Genomic DNA, 24,073 nt, shown 5'->3' on the forward strand with positions numbered 1-24,073 from the left:
AAATCAACAGTTTATCTAATTAAAGCAAAAGCCCCGCTTTTATTCTCGAATATTTCCTGATCCTCCAGCATATACCTGTACTGGACTTGGTAGCTATAAGTTCCCATCGGAGCTTCAGCGCCGGAAACCATTCCATCCCACCCCTCACTTCCAGAATAAACCAATTGCCCCCATCGATCATAAACCCACAGCTCGAAAGACAGGTCGCAATTGGAAATCGCTTGATACAAATCTTGGTCTCGTTCTGGATAATAGCCAGTTGGTAAGCGAACTTCAGGAGCTGATTCAGTCACCTCACCAACACCAAGACTGACACAACCATTACCATCGGTTACTGAAACTGCATACTCTCCCTTGGGTACACCAACCAATTGGTCCCCCATTGTTGACTCAAAATCCCAGGTATAGACGAACGGTCCGGTCGAACCCACAGGACTGGCAAATAATTCTCCATCACTTCCTCCCGGACAGGCCGGTCGCTCCAACCGCACATCGACTTGTGGAGGTGCTGGTGAAGTTACTTCAAAATCCAATTCTATCAGGCAGCCATTGGAATCAGTAACCTCCCAATCATACATCCCCTGAGGAAGGTCAGAGAGTGATAATATTCCTGAAAACTCAATTCCCCCATCAAAATCCAAAGAATATGGCGGAACTCCACCGGAAATTTCAAGATCAACCTGTCCATCAGGTTTTCCAAAACAGGATACACCGACTGGAGAGAGCGACTCCACTGCCAAAACATCAGGCTGGGTGATTTCCAAATCCTCCAAAATCCGCTCACAACCCAATTGATCAATGACCTTCACCGAATACAATCCCGCTGGCAAATCTTCTGCAAGTGCATCATTCAACCCACTGGAATGAGACCACTCCACTGTGTATGGAGGAAGACCACCGCTAATGTCCAATGTGATCGAGCCCGATTCTGACCCAAAACATGAAACTGGTACGATGGCAGTAGGTTGCACCAAGAATTCTTCTTCTACCCGTACAGAAATGGGTGCCGAAACCCCTTCACAAGATGAATCAATTAAGCTAGAAACCTCATAGCTCAAAGTTCCAGTAACCCCAGCCTGATCCCAACTGACCTCCACTTCTCCGGTACCTTGACCCGAAAGAATTTGTCCACCGGATATTGACCAATCATAATTTCTCCCACTGCTAGCCTGCGGAACCGAATAAAAATGGGATACCTGCGGATCAAAACAAACCTGATCAGATCCTTGAATCTCTTCAGCTTCGAGTCGCTGATTGATAACCACAGGAAAAATAACAGGCTCTCCGGGGCATCCATTCTCCGAATAGGGAATGGCTTCCAAAAAGGCATCATCGTTGGCCTCGCCCCAGCGAATCACAGCCGTCTCATCTGTGAATTCGACGACTTCTCCTCCATTTGGGATAAATTCAACTCTTGAAAATGGGTCTGGCCCTTCGAAAGAGTAAAGCAATTGCTCGACTTCTGGACAAGCAGAGGATGAACCGATCACCTCGCCGGCCGTTTCTGTTACTGTCACATTGAATGTAATGTTCTCTTGTTGATCACAGGAATTTGGACTCAAGGCAGCCAAAACCGTCACCACATACTCTCCAGGCTGAGAAAAGGTATGCAAAACCTCCTTCCCCTCTTGAGGAGGAGTCCCGTCTCCGAAATTCCAGACAAAATAGGTAAAGTCGGGATTATCTGCTTCAATTACCCAATCGCCCTCTACGTTTAGACAAGCCACATTATCGCCCAGGACATCAAATTCATATTGAGCTTCAGTTTCAAAATTAAGATTGTCCAGCGCCGCTCCGGCCGCGTAGCCGTATGACTCTAAATTCCCAAAACCATAGGCATAAGCAGCAAATCCCTCGGGGTTCGAAAGTCGATGTACTCCTTGGGAAATATTGATCCGTGCATATAAGAAATCAGGATCACCAGGTAAGACCTGAAATCGGTTATTGATGGATTGTCCATCTAAAATCATGGAATCCTGGGTTCCTGCTTTAATGACCACATTTACATAGTGGTTTTCGATAGAAGGTAAGTTAAGGGAGTTGAAGGTTAGGGTTTTTAAAAATTGTTCACTGGGACTGTAGGTGATCATAAATGGATCTCCAGTGAAAGCATTAGGGGAATTTGGTTCGTTGCATGCCTGACTCTTGGCAAAAACAGTCACCGATGCAGGTTTGCTGGTTTCGATTTTCCCTGATTCATTGATACCGAATTCCAATGCTAGCCATTCGCCTTGATTGACAGTTCCTTGCACCGCTCCATTTACTCTGACTTCTGTACCATCCTCGGCAGCGACGACTTTTACCAATTCACCCGATGTTCGTCCCGATAGTGCCACATGAACAAAAGAAGTTCCCCAAGTATTGACTGGATAAGCTTGCTGAAACAAGTGGTCATTTGCTTCCCCGCAGTTTCCCACAGAAGTCCATTTATTTCCTCCAAAAACCGCTATTTTCTTACATTCATCAGCATTTTCACCGATTACCCTAACTCGGGTTCCTGTCAAATCATCTTTTGCTTTGAGTTGATAGCTTTGCCCACGGTCTAAGGAAATGGTAAACGGCGCATTCACAGCACCTCCTCCGATTGTGGGTACAGTGCTGGTGATCTCTACCTCCGTATCATCCTCTGTAGCCACCACCAACAAGGTACTTTCATCATTTATATTTCCATTGTAGTTCACATTCGCAGTAAGTGTCTCATAATGTGAAGTGATGTAATAATCCGTGCCCAAAGCTCCTACGGGGAGAATTACCGTCCCGTCAGCGCTCCTGAAGCGTTCATTGTAGGCATGTACTGCGATTTTTCCGGAACTGGAAATGTAAATCCCCTTGTTTTCTCGGACTCCTGAATTTCGATGAAGTAAATCCAGATCTTCTGAGGGAATTCTTAAGGTGTACTGTTGACCAGCCGCTATCGAAAAATTAACCGTTTGTCCTTGATACTCAATGGTACCGCTAGCATCCTCATTGGCAGTTACAATCAACACAGCAAAATCTGGAGCGCCACCCGCTCCGTTATTTCCTGGCGGCACCCGGTTATTGTCCATAAAACCCACCCAGAATTCTTCACCTACCGTTGATAGTTGCCCAAAAGCATGGAATCCAATTCCAAAAAACAAGCATACCCCCGCAAAAACCCCTAAATATTTTCTCATTGGATAAACCTGCAAAATCTATAACTCTCGAATATAAGCATCTTCTAAAAAAAATGTTAACCTGATTACTCAAAAGGACTACTTGAAAGGGAATTGGCAAACCAAGTCGGTAAAAGGAAATTTTAAATTCTTATCTTTGCGCCTTCAAAAAAAACAGAAAGCAAACACATGATCTCAGTAGATAATCTTTCCCTCAAATTTGGAAAAAGGACGCTTTTCGAAGATGTCAACCTCAAATTCAACCCAGGCAATTGCTATGGGGTGATCGGGGCAAATGGAGCAGGGAAATCTACCTTTTTAAAAATCCTATCCGGCGACATGGATAGCACTTCCGGCTCGGTGAATATTACTCCCGGACAGCGAATGGCTGTCTTGAAGCAAAATCACTTTGAGTTTGACGAAATCGAGGTGCTCAAGACCGTTTTGATGGGACATAAAAAACTCTATTCCATCATGTCTGAAAAAGATGCGATCTATCTGAAGCCGGATTTTTCGGAAGAAGACGGAATCCGCGCTTCCGAACTGGAAGCGGAATTTGCGGAGATGGATGGTTGGAATGCTGAATCAGATGCTGCTGCGTTACTTTCCGGATTGGGTATTTCTGAGAATTTGCACTACCTGCCGATGAAAGAATTGGCCGGTAATCAAAAAGTAAGAGTACTTCTTGCTCAAGCACTTTTCGGCAATCCAGATATTCTTATTCTGGATGAACCAACCAATGACCTGGATGCGGATACCATCAACTGGCTGGAGGACTTTTTGGTCAATTTCAAAAACCTCGTAATTGTCGTTTCCCACGATCGTCACTTTTTGGATTCGGTAGCGACACACATTGTCGATATTGACTTTGGGAAAATCAAAATTTACTCCGGAAACTATACCTTCTGGTACGAATCCTCTCAGCTTGCCCTTAAGCAGCGATCAGATCAGAATAAGAAAGCCGACGAAAAGCGGAAAGAATTGCAGGACTTTATCGCTCGATTCTCTGCAAACGTCGCCAAATCCAAACAGGCTACTGCCCGGAAAAAAATGCTCGAAAAACTCAATGTGGATGACATCGAGCCCTCGGCTAGAAAATATCCGGGGATTATGTTTAAGCCTGAGCGGGAAGCTGGCGATCAGATTTTCATGACCGAAAATCTCGAATTGAAGGCTGATGGAGTCACTTACTTTACCGATGTCAACTTGATGGTGGACAAAGGAGATAAAATCGCCTTTATTTCAAAAACCAAGCAGGCTGTCAACAAATTCTTCCAAACGATCATGGAGGAAATCCCTGCTACAAAAGGGTCTTTTAAATGGGGGGTCACCATCAACAAAGCCTATCTACCTAACGATAATTCCAAGTATTTCAACTCGCAATTGAATCTGATCGATTGGCTAAGACAATACTCCACCAATCAAGAAGAGGCTTACGTGCGGACCTTTTTGGGAAGAATGCTCTTTACCGGTGAAGAAACCCTGAAAAAATGTAGTGTCCTTTCGGGTGGTGAAAAAGTACGCTGCATGATTTCCAAAATGATGCTCCAAAACCCCAACCTCTTGGTTATGGATGAACCGACCAATCACTTGGACTTGGAATCCATCACCGCTTTCAACAACGCGGTAATCGATTTTCCGGGAACTGTCCTTATGTCCTCTTATGACCATGCCTTTGTGCAGTCTACCGTAAATCGGATCATTGAATTTACACCAAACGGGACCATCGACCGAAGAATGGGCTACGATGACTATTTGGAAAGTGAAGAAATCAAGGCTATCCGTAAGAAAATGTATGGAAAAAGTTAAGGATTAGCTTTGCTTCTCACGGCAATCATTATTTATCTGGCTATCACGGTAGCCATCGGGGCCTGGTCTTCCAAGCTGGTCAAAAACTCCGGTGATTTTGTCCTGGCAGGAAGATCACTCCCGCTTTTTTTATCTGCGTCGGCTTTATTCGCGACTTGGTTTGGGTCCGAAACTATTTTTGGAGCCTCTTCGGTGTATTTGGAGGATGGTCTACTTGGCGTGATTGAGGACCCTTTTGGAGGAGCACTTTGTCTGATTCTTTTTGGGATGTTTTACCTGAGACCCATGTATAAAATGAACGTCCTGACCATCGGAGATGTATTCAAAAAGATTTTTGGAGAAAAAATCGAATTGATTGCCTCCTTGTTTATGATTCCAGCATACTTTGGCTATGTGGCTGCTCAGCTCGTTGCGCTGAGTTTGGTGATGGGTGCAGTAACGGATCTGACGCTTTTCGAAGGAATCTTGATTTCTGCAGGGATCGTAGTTTTTTATACCTTTTTAGGTGGAATGTGGGCGATTTCAATCACGGATTTTATCCAGACGACCATGATTGTGGTAGGTTTGGTCTGGGTTTCCATCATGATTGCCCAAGATGCTGGAGGAGTCGGCGAGATCCTATCTAAAGCACCCCCCGAAAGTTTTCGGTTTTTTCCCGATTCAGGATTTAATGAATGGGTCAATTACCTCGGCGCCTGGATGATTTTGGGCTTAGGCTCAATTCCCAGTCAGGATATTTACCAGCGAGTCATGTCCGCGAAAAGTGAAAAGGTGGCCGTAAGATCCACCTATCTGGCCGGAGGTTTTTACCTTACATTCGGCTTGCTCCCTTTGTTTATTGCTTTGGGAGCAAAGGTCCTTTATCCCGAAATCTATCTGGAGAACAAGCAAATGTTGCTTCCTTCCATGATTTTGGAGCATGGCGGTCTTCCTGTTCAGATTGTCTTTTTTGGCGCCTTGATTTCAGCGATTATGAGCACGACGAGTTCTGGTCTTTTGGCTCCAGCTGCCATTTTATCCGAAAACATCATTCGTCCATATTTTGGTAAAAAACTTACCGATCGACATTTTTTGTGGATTCTCAGAATCAATGTCATTGCTGTGGCGCTGGTAGCAACTTTGATGGCAACTTGGGAGACTAACATTTACGAATTGGTAGCCGGAGCATCCATTCTGATGCTAGTATCCTTATTTGTCCCTTTGACAGCAGGATTGTATTGGAAGAAAGCTTCCCGAATGGGGGCTTTATTTTCCATGTTTTTTGGCATGCTTAGCTATTTATACCTTTCTACACTTGAACTTGCCATCTCAGCCCACATTCTGGGATTGGGAGTGAGCATTATTTCCATGATTCTGGGAACTTATCTTTTTCCAGACCAACCCTCTACCGACCATGAATTATCCTAAAATCATATTAAAAAAAGGGAAAGAAATCTCCTTGCGAAGAAGACATCACTGGGTTTTTTCCGGTGCCATTCACCAAAAAGATGAAGACCTTGAGTCTGGTCAGTTGGTTTCTGTCTTTTCCCATACCAATACATTTTTAGGGACAGGGCATTACTCACCAGGTTCGATTATGGTTCGAATTCTTACATTTGAAGAGGAACTCATTGATATAAATTTCTGGAATAAAAGAATTCGAGCTGCCTATGAACTGAGAAAAACCTTGGGCTTGGTTAATAATCCCTCGACAACTGTTTTTCGATTGGTTCATGGAGAAGGTGATTTATTGCCGGGCCTGATTGTGGATTATTACAATGGAACAGCAGTCATTCAAACGCACAATATCGGAATGTATGCCCATATCGAAGTCATCGCCCAGTCCATCAAAGAAATCATGGGAAAGGACATCCAGGCAGTCTACGATAAAAGTGCCGAAACCCTTCCTAAAAATCTGGGAATCGACTCCAACAGGTGGCTTTTGGGGACGCCTAAAACTGATTTGGTACAAGAATATGGAGCAAGCTATCGGATTGATTGGGAAAAGGGGCAAAAAACGGGATTTTTCATCGATCAGCGAGAAAACAGAAAGCTTTTTTCCTACTATGCTTCTGGCAAAAAGGTGCTGAATACGTTTTGTTATTCTGGAGGATTCTCTGTTTTGGCTTTATTGGAAGGAGCATCTGAAGTTCACTCGGTGGATATTTCACCAAAAGCAATCGAGCTCACTGAAGAAAATATTGCCCTAAACCCCCAGATCAAGGGAAAAAACGAATCCAAAGTAGCCGATGTCGTCAAATATATCCGTGAAATCGGAGAAGATTACGACGTGATTGTTTTGGATCCACCGGCTTTTGCGAAAAACATCAAGGCCAGACATAATGCGGTACAAGCATACAAAAGATTGAATCTCGAAGCTTTGAAGAAAATCAAACCGGGAGGTATCTTATTTACCTTTTCTTGTTCACAGGTCGTGGACAAATCGCTTTTCGCCCATACCATCACTGCTGCGGCTTTGGAGTCCAGACGCGAGGTCAAAATTCTCCATCAGCTCACCCAGCCGGCTGATCATCCTATCAATATTTTTCATCCTGAAACAGAATACCTAAAGGGGCTTGTGATCTCAGTAGAATAAAAATCAGCCGAAAATATGGGGAGTATATGTCCTTTTGCCGTATTTTCATGCAAAATTAACGAAACACATCATGTATACAGGAATACAACATCTTCATTCAGGATTAGCTTATTTGGTTTTGATCGCTTTGATTGTGGTCATTGTCCTCATGCTCATCGGCTCTCTTAGCGGAAAAGAATTTTCTGAAAAGGACCGAAAAATCGCCTTGGTGGCCTTTATCCTTTCCCATATTCAATTGGTCGTAGGATTGATCCTTTACTTCATCAGCCCCATCGGTTTAAACCTACTCAAAAGCGGAGGTGCCATGTCAGATTCTGCCGCGAGGTTAACCGCCCTAGAGCATCCGCTGATCAATATCGTTGCCATTGTGGTAATAACCATTGGTTATAGCCGAGCGAAGAAACTTGTAGATTCCAGAGCACGATTCAGAAGCATCTATATGTTTTATGCTGTGGGACTAGTCTTAATTTTGAGCCGGATACCTTGGGATTCTTGGCTGGGATAAAAATTAAAAAATCCGGTTTCGAATTGAGACCGGATTTTCTTTTTAAAAACCTTTTTTGATTTGCTCGGCTATTTCAGATAGCTCCTCCTGAGAAAGCTTTAATTTTTGTCGAGTAAAATTGATGTCATCCATGGTTCTGAGCGGAACCAAATGTACATGGACATGTGGAACTTCCAAACCGATCACTGCCACACCGATTCGGGTGCAATTGATAGTTTTATCCATAGCCTTGGCCACTTTTTGGGCGAAAAGATGCAGCCCAGACAAGAGCTCCGGCTCGAGATCAAAGATATAATCCACTTCTTTTTTAGGGACGACCAAAACATGTCCTTTGACCAAGGGCATGATATCCAAAAAAGCGATGAAGTCATCGTCTTCAGCGACGATGTGTCCGGGAATTTCCCGATTGATGATTTTAGTAAATATGCTTGCCATAATATTCGAAAATAAAAAAATCCCGGCGAAAAACCGGGATTCAAAACAGAAAGAAAAACGATTTAGTACGTAATTTCTAAGATTTCGAATTGAACTTTGCCGGCGGGAGCATCTATTTCTGCAATATCTCCAACAGATTTTCCATTAATCCCCTTTCCGAAAGGAGAAGCTAAAGAAATTTTACCTGCCTTCAAGTCTGCTTCTTCCTCAGAAACCAGGGTATAGGTAACTACCATGCCATTTTTGACATTTTTGATTTTGACCGTACTGAGAATTCCCGCTTTGGATGTATCCATTTTTGAATTGTCCAAAATACGCGCATTTCCTACGACCGCCTCTAGTTTTGCAATCTTCAGCTCCAAAAGTCCCTGAGCATCTTTGGCCGCATCGTATTCCGCATTTTCCGAAAGGTCTCCCTTGTCTCTTGCTTCAGCGATTTGCTTGGCAATATCAATTCTTCCCTTAGTCTTTAATTCATGAAGCTCATCCTTGAGTTTCTTCAATCCTTCTTCAGTGTAATATTGTACTTTAGACATAAGTTTTACTTTTTTGACGTAGGCACCAAAAACAAAGTAACGGTCACGTGGTGGAGACCGTTACTTTATTTGAGCGCTTATTTGTAAAGCAAAAATAAGTAATACTTAATCAGAAAGCAATTTTTAAGAAAATTTTCATTTATCCTTTAATTCGAAATAACTCCCTTTATTAATCGAGTTTAAAGAGGAAATGCTTTTTTGATTTGCTTGACCAAAACCTTGTTGATTTTCTCGTAGGACTCAAAAGTCCAGCCTGCCACATGAGGTGTAAATAATACATTTTCCCGACGGGCGAGTAATTCAAATTCCGATTTTTGACTTTGAGAAAACTGTTGGAATTTTTCATTTTCCAACACGTCCAGCACCGCCCCTCGGAGAATACCGGCATCCAATGCCCGATTGAGTGTATTAAAACTGATCACCTCTCCCCTAGCCGTATTGATCAGCCAGATGGGTTTTTTAAATCCCGAAAGCTCTTCAAAAGTGAAAAAATTCCGGGTTTCCTCCGTCAAGGGTACATGAATACTGAGGATATCGACTTCTGCCTTGAGTATTTCCCAAATCACTTCTTCTACCCGATTAGTGGCAAAATCCCTTTTATATTTATCATATGCCATTACCCGCACGTCGAAGCCCAGAAGGCGCTTGGCAAAGGCACTGCCCATATTTCCATAGCCCAGTATTCCTACGGTTTTTCCTTTTAGCTCATGCCCCCGATTCCCTTCCCGATCCCAAATTCCCTTTCGAACTTCATTATCTGCTTTGATCAGGTGATTGAAAAGCGCCAACAATCCGCCGATAGCATGCTCTGCTACGGCATCCCTATTTCCTTTTGCCGCATGGAAGAGTTGGATCCCCCTGTCGGCCATATATTCCAAGTCAATCTGATCAAGTCCAGCTCCGGCCCGTCCGATGAATTTCAATTGCTTGGCATTTTCCAAAAGTTCTCGATCCATCGGTGTTTTTGACCGAATGATTAATCCATGATAATCGGCAACTTTTTCCAGAATCTCGGCTCGGGTGATTTTTGGATGATAGTGCACGATATATCCTTCCTTTTCCAAAAGGTCAATGATGCTTGGGTGCATCTCATCTATAATCAATATCTGCATAGTAATCAAAGCTTAAGCAGCAGCATGGCAATTCCAAAATAAACGGTCAACCCAAGGAGGTCATTGGTCGTGGTGATAAATGGTCCAGAGGCAATGGCCGGATTGATCCCAAATCGATTTAAAACTAAAGGAGTAACCGTCCCCATAAAAGAGGCGAGCAGCACCACACAAAATAAAGCCACGCCCACCGTCACTCCAAAAATCGGCTCAAAACCATATAAAAATACAACTACACCAAACACAAATGCCCCGAGAACTACCCCATTAATCAAGGCAATCAACAATCCTTTGACAAATCGCTGTAGCGGAGTATCGTCAAAAACAGACTTTGAAGCCAACGATTGTACGATCAGAGATGATGCCTGAATCCCGACATTTCCTCCCGTCGCCGCCACCAAAGGAATAAACGATGCCAAGGCTAAATATTTATTTAATCCATCCTCGAAAAACCCGATAATCTTCGCTCCCATCAAACCTCCAATCACACCGATCAAAAGCCATGGCAGTCGGGCTTTTGAAATCAAAAACACCGAATCGGACTCCTCAATATCACCCGAGATACCTGCCATAGCCTGAATATCCTCCTCGGCCTCTTCCTGTACCACATCAAGGATATCATCGACTGTTATCCGTCCGACGAGTTTGTTTTTGGCATTGACCACCGGTACAGATTCCAAATCATATTTTCGCATAATGGCAGCCACTTCTTCCTGATCCATAAAAGTGGGAACAGAAATCACATCCTCATCATAGATATCTTCGATTTTGGTGTTTTCCCCGGCAAGGATAATTTTCTTCAAAGAAACCCTCCCCAAGAGTTGCTGCCGGTTATTGACCACATAAATCGAATAAATCTTTTCGACATTTTCGGCCTGACGTCGAATCTCATTGATGGTTTGAATGATATTCCAGTTTTTATTGGCCCGGATAAATTCCTTAGCCATGATCCCACCGGCGGTGTCTTCCTCATAGCGAAGGAGGTCAAGAACCTGATCTGATTTTAATTTATCCTGAAAGTGGGAAATCACATCTTCCCGCTCCCGCTCACCGAGAAGCTTTAAAATATCTGCTCCATCATCAGAGTCCATCAACTCGATGTAAGAGGCTATTTCAGGCTCATCAAACTCCTTAAGTATCCGGAAAAGTGTATTGTCATCTAATTCGATCAGAATATCGGCTGCCATCTGACGATCTACCGCACGAAGCACATAGATAGACTCCTCCATCGACAATTCGTCCAGAATCGAGGCAATATCAGCGACATTGACACCATCAAAGGACTCAACGATAAACTCCAAATCCTCGTTTTCTATCGCATAGCGGAGACTTTCGAGGTATTCTTTGGACAGTTCAAATTGCTTAATGATTTCCACGGGAAGCTTCGATTTGTTGGGTTAAAAAAACAAAATCCTCCACATCCAACTGCTCGGCTCTCAGGTCCAACATCGGATGGGTGTTGAGTTCTTCAGGCAGCTGAAATGATTTCAGAGAATTTCTCAGAGTTTTCCTGCGGTTGCCAAACCCTCCTTTAACAACCTGAAAAAACAATCGTTCATTGCAGTCCAGCTTTTGAGTTTGGTTTCGTCTCAAACGAATCACTCCGGAATTGACTTTGGGTGGAGGGTTAAAGACCTCAGGAGGCACCGAAAACAAGTATTCGATATCATAGTATGCCTGCAGCAATACCGATAAAATTCCGTAATCCTTATTTCCTTTAGGAGAAGCTATTCGTTTAGCCACCTCTTTTTGAAGCATACAGACCACTTCGGTGACTTTTTGCCTTTCCTCCAATACCCTGAAGAAAATCTGGGTAGAAATATTGTAGGGGAAATTTCCAGCAATCGCATAGCGCTCCGGCAACTGTTCATCCAGGTTTTGCTTCAGGTAATCTCCCTCAATGATTCGACCAGAGAGTTGCGGATATTTTTTGTGTAAATATGAAATGGATTCCGAATCAATTTCGATTAGATGAAGATCCATGGGCAATTTCAGCAAATAATCAGTCAGCACACCCATTCCCGGGCCGATCTCCAAAAGTTGATTAACTCCCAAATGTCCCTGAACAGATTGGGCTATTTGCTCAGCAATCCCCAAATCTGTCAAGAAATGTTGTCCTAGATGTTTTTTGGGTCTTACTTTTTCCATCAAATTGCTCTCGTAAAATTTTATAACTTGCAGCTAAATTAAGACAATATTCCTAAAGGATAGCAGGACGGTTTTCTTCCTGCTCTTTTCAAAATAAATCCACTTTATGAGCGCAAAACTATCCAAGCCGATCATAGGCATAAGTATAGGTGATATTAATGGAATCGGTGCTGAAGTCACCATGAAATCCCTGCTTGATAATCGAACCTATAAAAACTTCACGCCTTTGATTTATGGCCATGGAAAAGCCATAAGCATTTACCGAAAAATGCTGGACATGGAGGACTTCAACTTTGTACAGATCAGAAATCTGGACGAAATCCAGCACAAGCGAATCAATGTAATCAATGTCACGGAAGAATGCCCGGAAATCATCCCCGGCGTAGAAACCCAAGAATCCGGAAAAATGGCAATGGAAGCACTCAAAGTTGCCGTAGAGGATTTGAAAGAAAAAAGAATACAAGCCTTAGTAACTGCTCCTCTCAATAAAAACAACATCAACTCGGAGGATTTCAAATTTATAGGACACACCGAGTACATCACCGAATCAGTCGGAGCCAAAAATAGCTTGATGTTTCTGGTCGCTGAGCAATTGAGGGTAGGATTGGTCACAGGACATATGCCCATCAGTGAGGTAGCTAAAAATGTAACCAAAGAGGGAATTAAGGAAAAGTGTAATTTAATGCTGAAAAGTCTGAAGCAGGATTTTGGTATTGCAAAACCAAGAATAGCGATTTTAGGATTAAATCCACATGCCGGAGAAGATGGACTCTTGGGTCAGGAAGAAATAGAAATCATCAAACCTGCTATCAATGAGCTGAAGGAGGAAAACAAACTCGTTTTTGGTCCCTATCCTGCCGATGGGTTCTTTGGCATGATGCATCAGAGTAAATTTGACGGAGTCCTTGCCATGTATCACGATCAGGGCCTGATTCCTTTCAAATCCATCGCTTTCAGCAATGGGATTAACTTCACCGCTGGCTTGCCGGTAATCCGAACGTCACCGGATCATGGCACCGCTTACAATATAGCGGGAAAAAACCTGGCTGATGAAGGATCTATGCGAGCGGCTATCTTTTTGGCTGCCGATATCGTGGAAAAACACCAAGAAGCCTTGGAACTTTCGAACTAATCCCAGCCATTGGCCAAATATAATTTCAGTAAGTATTTCAAAAAAACAAAATTATCCCTAATTTTGCGGTCTTAAATCGAAAGGAGAAATCGTGAAATTCTTGAGAGGCTTTGATATTGAGGTAATTAAGTTTACAGAAGGCATTCATGAGATCGATTTTCAGATAGACGATGCTTTCTTGGGTCAGTTTGAGGAAAATGAATTAGCCCAAAAAGGAAAATTGACCGCACGGGTCAAAATGAACAAAGGAGCCAATCTGATTGAGATGCAGTTTCACATTGAGGGAACCATCCGATTGACTTGCGATCGAAGTTTGGAGGAATTTGATTTCCCATTGGAAGTAGACGAAGAAATAATTTTCAAATACGGTCCAGAGGAAAAAGAGATCGATGAAAATATCATCATGATCACACGGGATACACCAAAAGTGAATGTAGCCCAATTGATCTACGAATTTATCCTTTTGGCAATTCCCGCTAAAAAAATTCATCCCGATTACCAAAACGAACTGGATGAATATGAGGACGCAGAAGGTATCTATATTTACATTGACTCCGAAGATTCAGAAAAGGAAGAAGATAAAACAGAAAATAACGATCCAGTGGATCCCCGATGGGAAAAGCTTAAAAATTTAAAAAAGAACGAATAATCATAAACCACGCATAAAATGGCACATCCTAAACGAAAAATTTCGAAAACCAGAAGAGATAAAAGAAGAACTCATTATAAATTAGAGGCTCCTGGATTGGCAAAATGCCCAACTACTGGCGAAATGCACTTACCGCATAGAGCTTTCTGGCTTGACGGAAAATTGTATTACAAAGGACAAGTAATTATCGAAAAAGAGGTTTTAGCTTAAACCCTTTCAAATCATCTCAAAAATCCATCTCCAAAAAGGGATGGATTTTTTATTTGAGTAATACAAAAGTTTTATTCACAGAGAGTTGGCCGAGGTATGATTGATTTATTTTGGTGGTAAGGCGCATTTGTAATATTTTTGACCTCCCTGCGGGGACCTATCAACCTAAAAAAATCAAAAATCAGTCTTCTGCTTTTTGAAATAACCCAAACAGAATGAACGATATCAAAGCGATGATCACAGGTATTCAAGGCTATGTGCCAGAATATCGGTTGACCAACAAAGAGCTTGAAAAGCTGGTAGAGACTAATGACGAGTGGATTACATCCCGAACCGGCATCAAAGAACGAAGAATCCTCAAAGGTGAAAACCAGGGAACTTCCGTCCTGGGAGCTGCTGCCGTTAAAGGACTTTTGGAGAAGACAGGAACGGATCCAATGGATATCGAGCTGATCATTTGTGCTACGGTAACTCCCGATATGCCATTTCCAGCTACTGCCAATGTTATTGCGGATAAAGTTGGCGCCAAGAAAAGTTACAGCTTTGATGTCGCTGCGGCATGTTCCGGTTTTTTATATGCCTTACAATTAGGCGCGCAGTTTATCCAGACGGGTACCCACAAAAAAGTCGTGGTCGTAGGCGCAGATAAAATGTCTTCGATCGTGGATTATCAGGATCGAACTACCTGCATCTTATTTGGCGATGGAGCAGGAGCAGTACTTTTAGAGCCCACTACCGATGAATTCGGAATCCGAGACGCCATCTTGAAATCAGACGGGTCCGGTGAGCCCTACCTTCACATGAAAGCCGGAGGAAGCCGTCGTCCAGCCACTCACGAAACTGTGGAAGCAAGAGAACATTTTGCCTATCAGGAAGGATCCACCGTTTTTAAATTTGCCGTGACCAACATGGCTGATGTAAGTGCCGAAGTCATGGAAAGAAACGGATTAAGCGGAGATGACGTCGCTTGGCTTGTGCCTCATCAGGCAAACAAACGGATCATAGATGCCACAGCAAACAGAATGGGTGTAGGTCCTGAAAAAGTGATGATGAATATCGAACGCTATGGCAACACCACCGCCGCGACGATTCCACTCTGTCTTTGGGATTATGAGAGCCAATTGAAAAAAGGTGACAACCTCATTTTGGCAGCATTCGGAGGAGGGTTTACCTGGGGAGCCATTTATGTGAAATGGGCCTACGATCCGAAATAAAAAGATATAAATAAACTCAACTATAAAATGGCAAGTACCGCAGATTTTAAAAATGGACTTTGTCTTGAAATGAACAATGACATTTGGAGCATTGTCGAGTTTCAACACGTGAAGCCAGGAAAAGGAGCTGCTTTTGTTCGGACAAAATTTAAAAGTCTTACTACAGGAAAAACCTTGGACAAGACCTTTAATGCCGGAGAAAAAGTGACTACCGCACGTGTGGAAAAAAGACCACATCAGTATCTCTACGCGGATGATATGGGATACAATTTCATGGACACCAATAACTTCGAGCAAATCGTGATCGAAGAAAAATTGATTCCCCGCCCTGACCTATTGAAAGAAGGACAGCTTTGCGAGATTTTGATTCATGATGAGACTGAGACTCCACTCTCTGTGGAGTTACCTCCTTTTGTGGAATTGATGATCACCTATACCGAACCTGGAATCAAAGGAGACACTGCTACCAACGCCCTAAAACCCGCTACGCTGGAAACCGGTGCGACAGTAATGGTTCCTTTATTTGTCGAGCAGGATACCCTGATCAAGGTAGATACCCGTGACGGATCGTATTCCGAAAGAGTAAAATAATAGTTAAAGCTGTGTGATTTTTGTAAATTATACAGCTTTAGTGTTTTAGTCCCAAATCAGCCATATGGCAGTCAAAAAAAAGAACCTTATGAAAGCAAAAGAAATTCAGGAATTGATCGATTATATCTCAAATTCCGGTTTGGCAGAAGTTAAAATTAAGACCGACGAATTTGAACTTTCTATTAAAAAATATGCAGAATCATCCGCTGTGCGTATGGTAGAAGCTGCTCCCACTCCTGCACCGAGCCCTGCTCCCGCTGGAGAAGCGGCACCGGCTCCTAAATCTGCGGCACCAGTTGAAGCACCTGCTCCTTCCAGTTCTAATTTGGTCGAGATTAAATCTCCGATGATTGGCACTTTTTATCTTACCGCTAACCCAGATGCAGATCCTTTTGTCAATATTGGCGACACGATCAAGGCTGGACAGACCGTTTGCATCATTGAGGCGATGAAGCTTTTCAATGAAATCGAATCTGAAATTTCCGGTAAAATTGTGAAAGTGCTTGTATCTAATGCCACGCCTGTAGAATATGATCAACCTTTATTCTTGGTTGATCCAGCAGGATGAGTCTGAAATCAAATCATTACGCTGTGTTTAAAAAAATACTAATAGCCAACCGGGGAGAAATCGCACTGAGGGTCATCCGCACCTGTAAGGAAATGGGGATCAAAACTGTAGCCGTTTATTCCACCGCAGATAAAGATAGCCTTCATGTTCGGTTTGCCGATGAGGCAGTTTGCATTGGTCCTGCACCCAGCAAGGAGTCCTACCTGAATATTCCTAGAATCATCGCTGCTGCCGAAATCACCAACGCTGACGCTATTCATCCAGGATATGGTTTCCTATCGGAAAATGCAGAATTCTCCAGAATCTGTGACGAATACGGAATAAAATTCATCGGAGCTTCTCCTGAAATGATTGCCAAAATGGGTGACAAGGCGACAGCCAAAGCAACCATGAAAGCAGCAGGTGTTCCAACCATTCCTGGATCAGAAGGACTTATCGAATCTATTGAGGAAGGAATGAAATTAGCCAACGAAATGGGCTATCCCGTGATCTTGAAAGCAACCGCAGGAGGTGGTGGAAAAGGAATGCGAATCGTCAAAGAAGATAAGGATTTCAAAAAAGCTTGGGATGATGCCAAAATGGAATCTGGTGCCGCATTCGGCAATGATGGACTTTATTTGGAAAAATTCGTAGAAGAACCCAGACATATCGAAATACAGATCGTCGGGGATTCCAATGGCAAAGCTTGTCATCTTTCCGAGCGGGATTGCTCGATTCAGCGTCGCCATCAAAAACTCGTCGAGGAAACCCCCTCTCCATTTATCACGGACGAGCTCCGGGAAGCCATGGGAAAAGCGGCCATCAAAGGAGCCGAAGCCATTGGCTATGAAGGAGCGGGAACAATCGAATTTTTGGTTGATAAAGACCGAAACTTCTACTTTATGGAGATGAATACCCGAATTCAGGTAGAGCATCCCATCACTGAGGAAGTGACCGATTTTGACCTTATCAAAGAACAAATCAAAGTAGCTGCAGGAGAAAAAATCAGCGGTAGAAATTACTTTCCAAAACTGTTTGCGATGGAGTGTAGAATCAATGCCGAAGATCCTGCCAATGGTTTCCGACCTAGCCCAGGAAGAATCAACAACCTGCACATTCCGGGAGGAAGAGGCGTTCGTGTAGATTCCCATGTTTATGCAGGCTACGTGATTCCACCCAACTATGACTCTATGATCGCCAAGCTCATTGTTAGCGGACAGTCACGGGAGGAAGTCATCGTGAGAATGAAGCGTGCTTTAGAGGAATTTGTGATTGATGGAATCAAAACTACTATTCCATTCCATATTGCGCTTATGGAGGATGAGCAGTTCAAAGCAGGAAACTTTACAACTAAATTTCTTGAAACATTTGACTTCTCCTTGGTCAAAAAGTAAATAGAGCATCGGATTTTCTAACTAATATCGAAAGGCTTTCCCCTAAGGAAGGCCTTTTTTATGGCTTTTTGAGAAAATCAAAATTAAGATCATGTTTGATTTTATTCTTTTTTTAAAGAAGTAAATCCAATTTTGAAATATTTTTTTCTAACTTATTGGCTGTCATTTCAATGTCCCAAAATGAAAGCCAGGCCAATTTATACTGTTTTAAGCTTATTCGGGCTGATTAGCTTTTTTGCCGCTTGTCAATCCGAAAAACAAGAGAATTTGGTTCTAAATGGAGAGGATCAAATCAGCTATAATTTTCATATTCGACCCATTCTTTCGGACAAATGTTTTGCCTGTCATGGACCTGATGCGAATAAACGAGAGGCCAATTTGCGCTTGGATCAGGAAGAATCTGCATTCGAAGCGTTGGAAGAAAGTCCCGGTAAATTCGCTTTAGTCCAAGGTGACATCCAAAAATCAGAAGTCTATCATCGAATTACCAGTCAGGATCCCAATGAGCAAATGCCTCCACCCAATTCCAACCTTTCGCTTAGCGAGGAAGAAATTGCCCTGATCAAAGGCTGGATAGAGCAAGGTGCCCAATACGAACCCCATTGGGCTTTTGTCAAACCAGAAAAAAATCTTCCTCAGTCCAATTCGGAATGGGCGAATAATGAAATCGACCTTTTTATTGAGGCGAAACTTGAAGCCGTCGGACTCAGCCCCAATCCCCCTGCGAAGCCACATGAATTGATCAAGCGGGCAAGTTTAGATTTGACTGGGCTTCCACCTAGTATTGAACTACTGGATAGATTGGCCAATTTTGAAGGGGAAGTCAGTTACGAGGAATACCTTGATTATTTATTGGAGCAGGAGACTTTTGGGGAGAAATTAGCCATTCTTTGGATGGATATTTCCCGCTATGCAGATAGCTATGGGTATCAGGATGACAATATCCGAACCCAATGGCCCTATCGGGATTGGGTGATTCACGCTTTTAATGAAAATCTTCCTTATGATGATTTTCTGACTTGGCAGCTTGCTGGAGATCTTTTGCCAAATGCCAGCAAGGAACAAATTCTAGCAACCGCTTTCAACCGAAATCATAAATACACTGAGGAAGGTGGAGTGATCGACGAAGAATACCGAATCGAATACGTACTCGACAAGACCAATACCTTTAGCAAAGGGATATTGGGAATCACAATGGAATGCGCCCAATGCCATGACCATAAATATGATCCTTTCTCCCAAAAAGAATATTTCGAGCTTTTTGCTTTTTTTAATAACAGCCCTGAAAAAGGATATGAAGGTGATGTGAGTATCTCCAAACCTGCAAAAACACCTATCCTTTGGATCGAGCAAGAAGACACGGAGAAGATATTGAGCTTTATCAATCACCAAGATACAAGTAAGCTTTCGGTTTCAGTGATGGGTGAATTGGATGAAACGGAAAAGCGAACCACTTATATTCTGGATCGTGGCGTATATGATGCACCAACAGAACCGGTCGATCCTTCTACTCCGACAGCCATTTTTGAATTTCCGGATCAGTTTGAAAAGAACAGACTGGGCCTTGCCAGCTGGGCCACACACCAAGACAATCCCCTTACTGCACGCGTTTTTGTCAATCTGATTTGGCAGGAAATATTCGGTACGGGTATTGTCAAATCCGCTGGGGACTTTGGAATGCAAGGAGATCTTCCCTCCCACCCGGAACTATTGGATTGGCTAGCGGTGGATTTTATGGAAAATGATTGGGATATCAAGCGACTGTTTAAGCTTATTTTAAGCTCTGCCACTTATCAGCAATCCGCCAAAATTCAGAAAGATCATTTAAAAATTGACCCAGAAAACAAATACTTAGCTCGTTCACCTCGGCTTAGACTTCCTGCTGAAAACATTCAGGATTTAGTCTTGGCAAGCAGTGGTCTTCTATATCCAGAAATTGGCGGACCGAGTGTCAAACCTTATCAGCCGGCAGGAATTTGGGAATCAGCTTCTTCAGGACGCGGAGAATTGGCTACTTACATTCAAGACGGTGGAAAGGATCTTTATCGAAGGGGTTTGTATAATTTTATCAAGCTGACAGTTCCACCACCTAAAGCCATCATTTTTGACTCGAGTAACCGGGATCGGTGTGAGGTCGGCAGAGGCCGCACCAATACCCCACTTCAGGCTCTGGTAATGATGAATGATCCGATGATTTTGGAAGCTTCACGTGTTTTGGCTTCGAGACTGATTGCTGAGGAATCCAGTTCCGAAAAAGCTATAGAAAGTGCCTTTACACGGATTCTATGCAGGGCAATGACCTCAGAGGAAAAAAACCTCCTAAGCGCATATTTTGAAGATCAGGTTGCCCGCTTTGAAAACCAACCCGATCAGGTATTTGAGACTTTAAATGTCGGCGAATATCCATTGAGAGAAAAAGATGTCAATTCAAAAGTAGCTGCCATGATGCAAGTGATCGTGAGTCTTTACAATTTGGAAGAAACCATAACCAAGATTTAAGATGGAAAAAGAGCAGTTGGAACAAGGACTTAACCATAATCGGAGAAAATTCCTGTCCAAGCTTAGTTTGGGATTGGGAAGTGCTGCTTTGGGCTCATTATTGATTCCGGATTTATTCAGTGGAAAAGGAAATTCCGAGGAAGCGATCATGAATGCCCTTCCCCACTTTGCCCCAAAAGCAAAGCGTGTCATTTATCTTTTTCAAAATGGCGCACCCAGTCAATTGGAATCCTTTGATTATAAACCACTATTAAAATCCAGCTATGGGATGGACCTTCCCGAATCCATCCGAATGGGTCAGCGTCTGACCGGAATGACTTCTGGCCAGGATAAATTTCCATTGGTCGGATCCTTCTATGATTTCCAACAATATGGAGAGAGCAGAGCCTGGATTTCATCTATTTTCCCTCATACCGCGGGAATTGTGGATGATATTTGCATCGTGAAATCAATGCATACCGAGGCTATCAATCATGATCCGGCGTTGACTTTTTTCCAAACAGGTGCACAGGTCGGTAATAGGCCGAGTTTCGGTTCTTGGCTGAGCTATGGTCTCGGAAGCGAAAACAGCAATCTTCCCGCCTTTTGTGTATTGCTGAGCAGAGGAAAAGGAAATGGTCAGGGAGTGTATTCCAAACTTTGGAGTAATGGGTTTTTGGACGCCACCCACCAAGGGGTACAATTTTCAAATTCCGAAGATCCGGTGCTTTACCTCAAAGATCCCAAAAGCATGAGTCGGGACGAGCGACGGAAAATGCTCGATCAAATTGCCGCCATGAATGATATCCAATATCAGGAATTTAATGACCCGAGCATTTCGGCCAAAATTCAACAATATGAAATGGCCTATCGCATGCAAACGGCCGTCCCCGAAATTACCGATGTATCCAAAGAACCCGATTCCATCATCAAACTCTACGGCCCGGATTGTTTGGTACCGGGGACTTATGCTGCCAATTGTCTTTTGGCGAGAAAACTAAGCGAAAGCGGCGTCCGATTTGTCCAACTCTATCATCAAGGATGGGATCAGCATGATAATCTCCCCAGCCAGATGGCTATGCAGGCCAAAGACGTGGATCAGGCTTCTGCAGCCTTAATCACTGATCTCAAGCAACGTGGCCTTTTGGATGAAACACTGGTGATTTGGGGAGGAGAATTTGGCAGAACAAACTATTGCCAGGGTAAAATCCAACAGGATAATTATGGACGTGACCATCATCCTCGGGCATTTTCCATTTGGATGGCAGGAGGCGGTGTCAAATCCGGAATAGTCTATGGCGAGACTGATGAGTTTGGCTACAATATCACCGAAAATCCAGTGCATGTCCATGATTTTCAAGCCACTGTTTTGAATCTACTGGGCATAGATCACGAACGCCTCACTTACAAACATCTCGGTAGAAGATATCGCCTCACTGATGTGTCTGGAAAAGTCGTCAAAGATTTGATCGCTTAATTCATGGCTAGGTATCCTAAAAGTCTCAATTTCCTGGAAAACCTCATCTTCGTTTGGTTTGGTTTTGCTTTGATAATCACCGTAGCCGGGAGCAGCATACAAATCCCCGAATGGCTTCAGGTTTTTGGCCGATCACATCCGCTTGTTCTTCATTTTCCTATTGTTTTATTGCTGTTGGGAGTTTGCTTTTCCTTTGTTCCAGCCATCGAACAAAACCCCGATCTTAAAAAGTTGGCTCAGTTCATCTGGATCATCGGGATTAATTTTGCAGGCATTTCGGTCTTGGCAGGATTGATACTTTCACAGGAGGATTACGCCGGAGAAACTTTGAATCTCCATCAATGGACAGGATGGGCAGTTTTTATCATTGCAGCCGTTCTTTATTTTTCGAAAGATTATTCAAAGACTTTCTTAAAAACAGGAAGCCTTATACTAGCGGTGACTGTGGTGCTCGCAGGACATTGGGGCGCATCGCTTACCCACGGAGAAACATTTCTTTTGGCACCGATTATCCCTGAAGAACCGACACAGACCAATCTCGCCGAGGCAGAGGTTTTCAAAGATGTCATCCAACCGATCTTCCAATCCAAGTGCATCAGCTGCCACAAAGAAGGAAAAGTAAAAGGAAAACTCCGATTGGATAATGTCAAGGAAATGATCAAGGGAGGAAAATCAGGCCCTTTTGTGGTAGGTGGAAATCTGGAAGAGTCCCTCCTGACCCAACGAATCCATCTCCCCCTAGAAGAGAAAAAACACATGCCTCCCAAGGACAAAACCCAACTCAGCGAAGAAGAACGAACGCTCCTGACCGAGTGGGTAAAAGCCGGTGCCGTGCTAGATCTCAAACTTCATGAGGTGGACAGTAGTAGTTCCCTTTTCAAATTAGCCTCCCTTCGCTTCAATCCTGAACCAGTTTATTCCTTTGAATTTGCAGATTTGGATCAGGTAAGTGAGTTGAATAATTATTACCGAACGGTGGAACCCTTATCTCCAGAATCACCTGCTTTGATCGCTTCTTACTTTGGTATTGCTGCTTTTGATCCAGCTTCTTTGACCGATTTAGAGGAAGTCAAGGAACAGATCATCCAGCTGAATTTGGATAAAATTCCGCTTACTGGCATTGATTTATCCTTTTTGAAATCCTGGCCAAATTTGGAAACTTTACGATTGAATTTTACGCAATTAGATGAATCTCAGATCCTTGAAATCAGTGAAATTCAAACGCTAAAATCGCTGGCGATCTCCGGAAATAAGTTAAGCGAAAAATCAATCGAAGGACTACTGGAAATGCAAAAGCTCCGACAGCTCTTTTTGTGGCAATCCGGATTATCGGATGAACAAAAAGAAAAGCTAAAAAAAGGCCTGCCTCGAACCAAAATTGAATTTGGATATGATGACCGAGGGATAATTTATCCACTCAATCAACCCAAAATCGAACAAGAAAAGGTGTTGTTCAAAGATAGCCTGGAAATCAAACTGAGTCATCCGATCAAAACGGTGGAAGTCAGGTATACCCTGGATGGGTCTGAACCGGATAGTTTGGAAAGTCCGATCTACCAAAACCCAATTTGGGTCAATTCTTCCGGAAAATTACAAGCCAAAGCTTATGCCAAGGGATGGATCAGCTCAAACTCGGTTTCTTCAATTTTTATGAAATCAGGAATCTCGCCAAGAGACCGAAAACTCTTAAGCCAGCCCAGTCCAAACTATAAAGCAAAAGGAATTGAAACTCTTTTTGATCAGGTTAAAGGAAAAAACAATCACACCTCTGGTGAATGGCTGGGCTACACCGACGAACCTTCATGGATCGAAATGGAGTTGGATCCCAGCACAAAAATTAAAAATATCGGGCTTTCCTTATTGTATCATGAAAGCGCTTATATTTTTCCTCCCACACGGGTCGAAATCGAGTTTTTTGAAAATGGGAGTTGGAAAAAAATTATAAATGAACAACCCAGACAATCTACCAAAATCAAAGAAATCCGGTCGGATTTGATCCAATATAAAGTAGAAAACAGAAGCCCTGAAAAAATCCGGATCAAATTGTATCCTATCGCTTCTTTGCCTTCATGGCATCCGGGGGCCGGTGCCAAAGGATGGGTTTTTGTGGATGAAATCTTGCTCAATTAA

The 24,073-nt window shown here is 43.1% G+C and carries 20 protein-coding genes; 14 read left to right on the forward strand and 6 right to left on the reverse strand.

The window, feature by feature from the left end; genetic code table 11:
• Positions 1-11 precede the first annotated feature (11 nt).
• Positions 12-3,155 carry a PKD domain-containing protein gene (locus tag BM043_RS16530; protein ID WP_092793678.1) on the reverse strand — a complete coding sequence of 1,048 codons (3,144 nt, stop codon included), beginning with the start codon at positions 3,153-3,155 and terminating at the stop codon, positions 12-14.
• 168 nt (positions 3,156-3,323) lie between these two features.
• Here BM043_RS16530 and BM043_RS16535 point away from each other — a divergent pair, with 168 nt between their 5' ends.
• The 4 genes from BM043_RS16535 (at position 3,324) to BM043_RS16550 (ending at position 8,023) form a co-directional block, all read left to right on the forward strand.
• On the forward strand, positions 3,324-4,943 hold the full coding sequence (locus BM043_RS16535; RefSeq protein WP_092793680.1) for an ABC-F family ATP-binding cassette domain-containing protein: 1,620 nt from the start codon (positions 3,324-3,326) through the stop codon (positions 4,941-4,943).
• A 9-nt stretch (positions 4,944-4,952) separates the two neighbouring features.
• Positions 4,953-6,350 (forward strand): high affinity choline transporter 1, encoded by a 1,398-nt coding sequence (locus BM043_RS16540; protein ID WP_092793682.1) that lies wholly within the window; start codon positions 4,953-4,955, stop codon positions 6,348-6,350.
• Complete coding sequence (locus tag BM043_RS16545) at positions 6,337-7,518, forward strand: class I SAM-dependent rRNA methyltransferase (RefSeq protein WP_092793684.1); 1,182 nt, start codon at positions 6,337-6,339, stop codon at positions 7,516-7,518. Before BM043_RS16540 ends, BM043_RS16545 begins: the two co-directional genes overlap by 14 nt.
• A gap of 70 nt (positions 7,519-7,588) precedes the next feature.
• Complete coding sequence (locus BM043_RS16550; RefSeq protein ID WP_092793685.1) at positions 7,589-8,023, forward strand: hypothetical protein; 435 nt, start codon at positions 7,589-7,591, stop codon at positions 8,021-8,023.
• Between the two features lie 42 nt (positions 8,024-8,065).
• On the opposite strand, the gene BM043_RS16555 is transcribed toward BM043_RS16550, so the two are convergent.
• From BM043_RS16555 to rsmA, 5 genes are all read right to left on the reverse strand, one after another.
• On the reverse strand, positions 8,066-8,458 hold the full coding sequence (locus BM043_RS16555; protein WP_092793687.1) for an HIT family protein: 393 nt from the start codon (positions 8,456-8,458) through the stop codon (positions 8,066-8,068).
• A 62-nt stretch (positions 8,459-8,520) separates the two neighbouring features.
• A complete protein-coding gene (gene greA, locus BM043_RS16560; RefSeq protein ID WP_092793689.1) occupies positions 8,521-8,994 on the reverse strand; it encodes a transcription elongation factor GreA in 474 nt (157 codons plus the stop codon).
• Positions 8,995-9,173: 179 nt separating this feature from the next.
• Positions 9,174-10,106, reverse strand: a complete 933-nt coding sequence (locus BM043_RS16565; RefSeq protein ID WP_092793690.1) for a 2-hydroxyacid dehydrogenase — start codon at positions 10,104-10,106, stop codon at positions 9,174-9,176.
• Between the two features lie 5 nt (positions 10,107-10,111).
• Positions 10,112-11,479, reverse strand: coding sequence for a magnesium transporter (gene mgtE, locus BM043_RS16570; RefSeq protein ID WP_092793692.1), 1,368 nt, complete (start codon positions 11,477-11,479; stop codon positions 10,112-10,114).
• Positions 11,466-12,251, reverse strand: coding sequence for a 16S rRNA (adenine(1518)-N(6)/adenine(1519)-N(6))-dimethyltransferase RsmA (gene rsmA / locus BM043_RS16575; protein WP_092793693.1), 786 nt, complete (start codon positions 12,249-12,251; stop codon positions 11,466-11,468). Before rsmA ends, mgtE begins: the two co-directional genes overlap by 14 nt.
• Positions 12,252-12,357: 106 nt before the next feature.
• On the opposite strand from rsmA, the gene pdxA reads away from it, so the two are divergent.
• The 10 genes from pdxA (at position 12,358) to BM043_RS16625 (ending at position 24,073) form a co-directional block, all read left to right on the forward strand.
• Complete coding sequence (pdxA, locus tag BM043_RS16580; protein WP_092793695.1) at positions 12,358-13,383, forward strand: 4-hydroxythreonine-4-phosphate dehydrogenase PdxA; 1,026 nt, start codon at positions 12,358-12,360, stop codon at positions 13,381-13,383.
• Positions 13,384-13,474: 91 nt separating this feature from the next.
• The gene (locus tag BM043_RS16585) at positions 13,475-14,032 is read left to right on the forward strand and encodes a YceD family protein (RefSeq protein ID WP_092793696.1); all 558 of its coding nucleotides are present in this window, start codon (positions 13,475-13,477) and stop codon (positions 14,030-14,032) included.
• Between the two features lie 18 nt (positions 14,033-14,050).
• Positions 14,051-14,242: a 50S ribosomal protein L32 gene (gene rpmF / locus BM043_RS16590; protein ID WP_008201274.1), complete on the forward strand. Its 192-nt coding sequence runs from the start codon at positions 14,051-14,053 to the stop codon at positions 14,240-14,242.
• 215 nt (positions 14,243-14,457) lie between these two features.
• Entirely contained in the window at positions 14,458-15,456 is a 999-nt protein-coding gene (locus tag BM043_RS16595) for a beta-ketoacyl-ACP synthase III (protein ID WP_092793698.1), read from the forward strand.
• Positions 15,457-15,483: 27 nt separating this feature from the next.
• Positions 15,484-16,047, forward strand: a complete 564-nt coding sequence (gene efp, locus BM043_RS16600; RefSeq protein ID WP_092793700.1) for an elongation factor P — start codon at positions 15,484-15,486, stop codon at positions 16,045-16,047.
• 88 nt (positions 16,048-16,135) lie between these two features.
• Positions 16,136-16,615 carry an acetyl-CoA carboxylase biotin carboxyl carrier protein gene (gene accB, locus BM043_RS16605; RefSeq protein WP_092793771.1) on the forward strand — a complete coding sequence of 160 codons (480 nt, stop codon included), beginning with the start codon at positions 16,136-16,138 and terminating at the stop codon, positions 16,613-16,615.
• Between the two features lie 23 nt (positions 16,616-16,638).
• Complete coding sequence (accC, locus tag BM043_RS16610) at positions 16,639-17,988, forward strand: acetyl-CoA carboxylase biotin carboxylase subunit (RefSeq protein WP_092793772.1); 1,350 nt, start codon at positions 16,639-16,641, stop codon at positions 17,986-17,988.
• 180 nt (positions 17,989-18,168) lie between these two features.
• Positions 18,169-20,487 carry a PSD1 and planctomycete cytochrome C domain-containing protein gene (locus BM043_RS16615; RefSeq protein ID WP_092793702.1) on the forward strand — a complete coding sequence of 773 codons (2,319 nt, stop codon included), beginning with the start codon at positions 18,169-18,171 and terminating at the stop codon, positions 20,485-20,487.
• A gap of 1 nt (position 20,488) precedes the next feature.
• Positions 20,489-21,943 carry a DUF1501 domain-containing protein gene (locus tag BM043_RS16620; protein WP_092793704.1) on the forward strand — a complete coding sequence of 485 codons (1,455 nt, stop codon included), beginning with the start codon at positions 20,489-20,491 and terminating at the stop codon, positions 21,941-21,943.
• A 3-nt stretch (positions 21,944-21,946) separates the two neighbouring features.
• Positions 21,947-24,073: a c-type cytochrome domain-containing protein gene (locus BM043_RS16625; protein ID WP_092793705.1), complete on the forward strand. Its 2,127-nt coding sequence runs from the start codon at positions 21,947-21,949 to the stop codon at positions 24,071-24,073.

Source organism: Algoriphagus hitonicola, from assembly GCF_900113375.1.
GTDB classification, from domain to species: domain Bacteria; phylum Bacteroidota; class Bacteroidia; order Cytophagales; family Cyclobacteriaceae; genus Algoriphagus; species Algoriphagus hitonicola.

What these genes read in the sequence shown, in the direction of transcription:
- BM043_RS16530 (WP_092793678.1), bottom strand. Translation starts at nt 3,155, where the DNA reads ATGAGAAAATATTTAGGGGTTTTTGCGGGGGTATGCTTGTTTTTTGGA.
- BM043_RS16535 (WP_092793680.1), top strand. Translation starts at nt 3,324, where the DNA reads ATGATCTCAGTAGATAATCTTTCCCTCAAATTTGGAAAAAGGACGCTT.
- BM043_RS16545 (WP_092793684.1), top strand. Translation starts at nt 6,337, where the DNA reads ATGAATTATCCTAAAATCATATTAAAAAAAGGGAAAGAAATCTCCTTG.
- BM043_RS16550 (WP_092793685.1), top strand. Translation starts at nt 7,589, where the DNA reads ATGTATACAGGAATACAACATCTTCATTCAGGATTAGCTTATTTGGTT.
- BM043_RS16555 (WP_092793687.1), bottom strand. Translation starts at nt 8,458, where the DNA reads ATGGCAAGCATATTTACTAAAATCATCAATCGGGAAATTCCCGGACAC.
- greA (WP_092793689.1), bottom strand. Translation starts at nt 8,994, where the DNA reads ATGTCTAAAGTACAATATTACACTGAAGAAGGATTGAAGAAACTCAAG.
- BM043_RS16565 (WP_092793690.1), bottom strand. Translation starts at nt 10,106, where the DNA reads ATGCAGATATTGATTATAGATGAGATGCACCCAAGCATCATTGACCTT.
- rsmA (WP_092793693.1), bottom strand. Translation starts at nt 12,251, where the DNA reads ATGGAAAAAGTAAGACCCAAAAAACATCTAGGACAACATTTCTTGACA.
- pdxA (WP_092793695.1), top strand. Translation starts at nt 12,358, where the DNA reads ATGAGCGCAAAACTATCCAAGCCGATCATAGGCATAAGTATAGGTGAT.
- rpmF (WP_008201274.1), top strand. Translation starts at nt 14,051, where the DNA reads ATGGCACATCCTAAACGAAAAATTTCGAAAACCAGAAGAGATAAAAGA.
- BM043_RS16595 (WP_092793698.1), top strand. Translation starts at nt 14,458, where the DNA reads ATGAACGATATCAAAGCGATGATCACAGGTATTCAAGGCTATGTGCCA.
- efp (WP_092793700.1), top strand. Translation starts at nt 15,484, where the DNA reads ATGGCAAGTACCGCAGATTTTAAAAATGGACTTTGTCTTGAAATGAAC.
- accB (WP_092793771.1), top strand. Translation starts at nt 16,136, where the DNA reads ATGAAAGCAAAAGAAATTCAGGAATTGATCGATTATATCTCAAATTCC.
- BM043_RS16615 (WP_092793702.1), top strand. Translation starts at nt 18,169, where the DNA reads ATGAAAGCCAGGCCAATTTATACTGTTTTAAGCTTATTCGGGCTGATT.
- BM043_RS16620 (WP_092793704.1), top strand. Translation starts at nt 20,489, where the DNA reads ATGGAAAAAGAGCAGTTGGAACAAGGACTTAACCATAATCGGAGAAAA.
- BM043_RS16625 (WP_092793705.1), top strand. Translation starts at nt 21,947, where the DNA reads ATGGCTAGGTATCCTAAAAGTCTCAATTTCCTGGAAAACCTCATCTTC.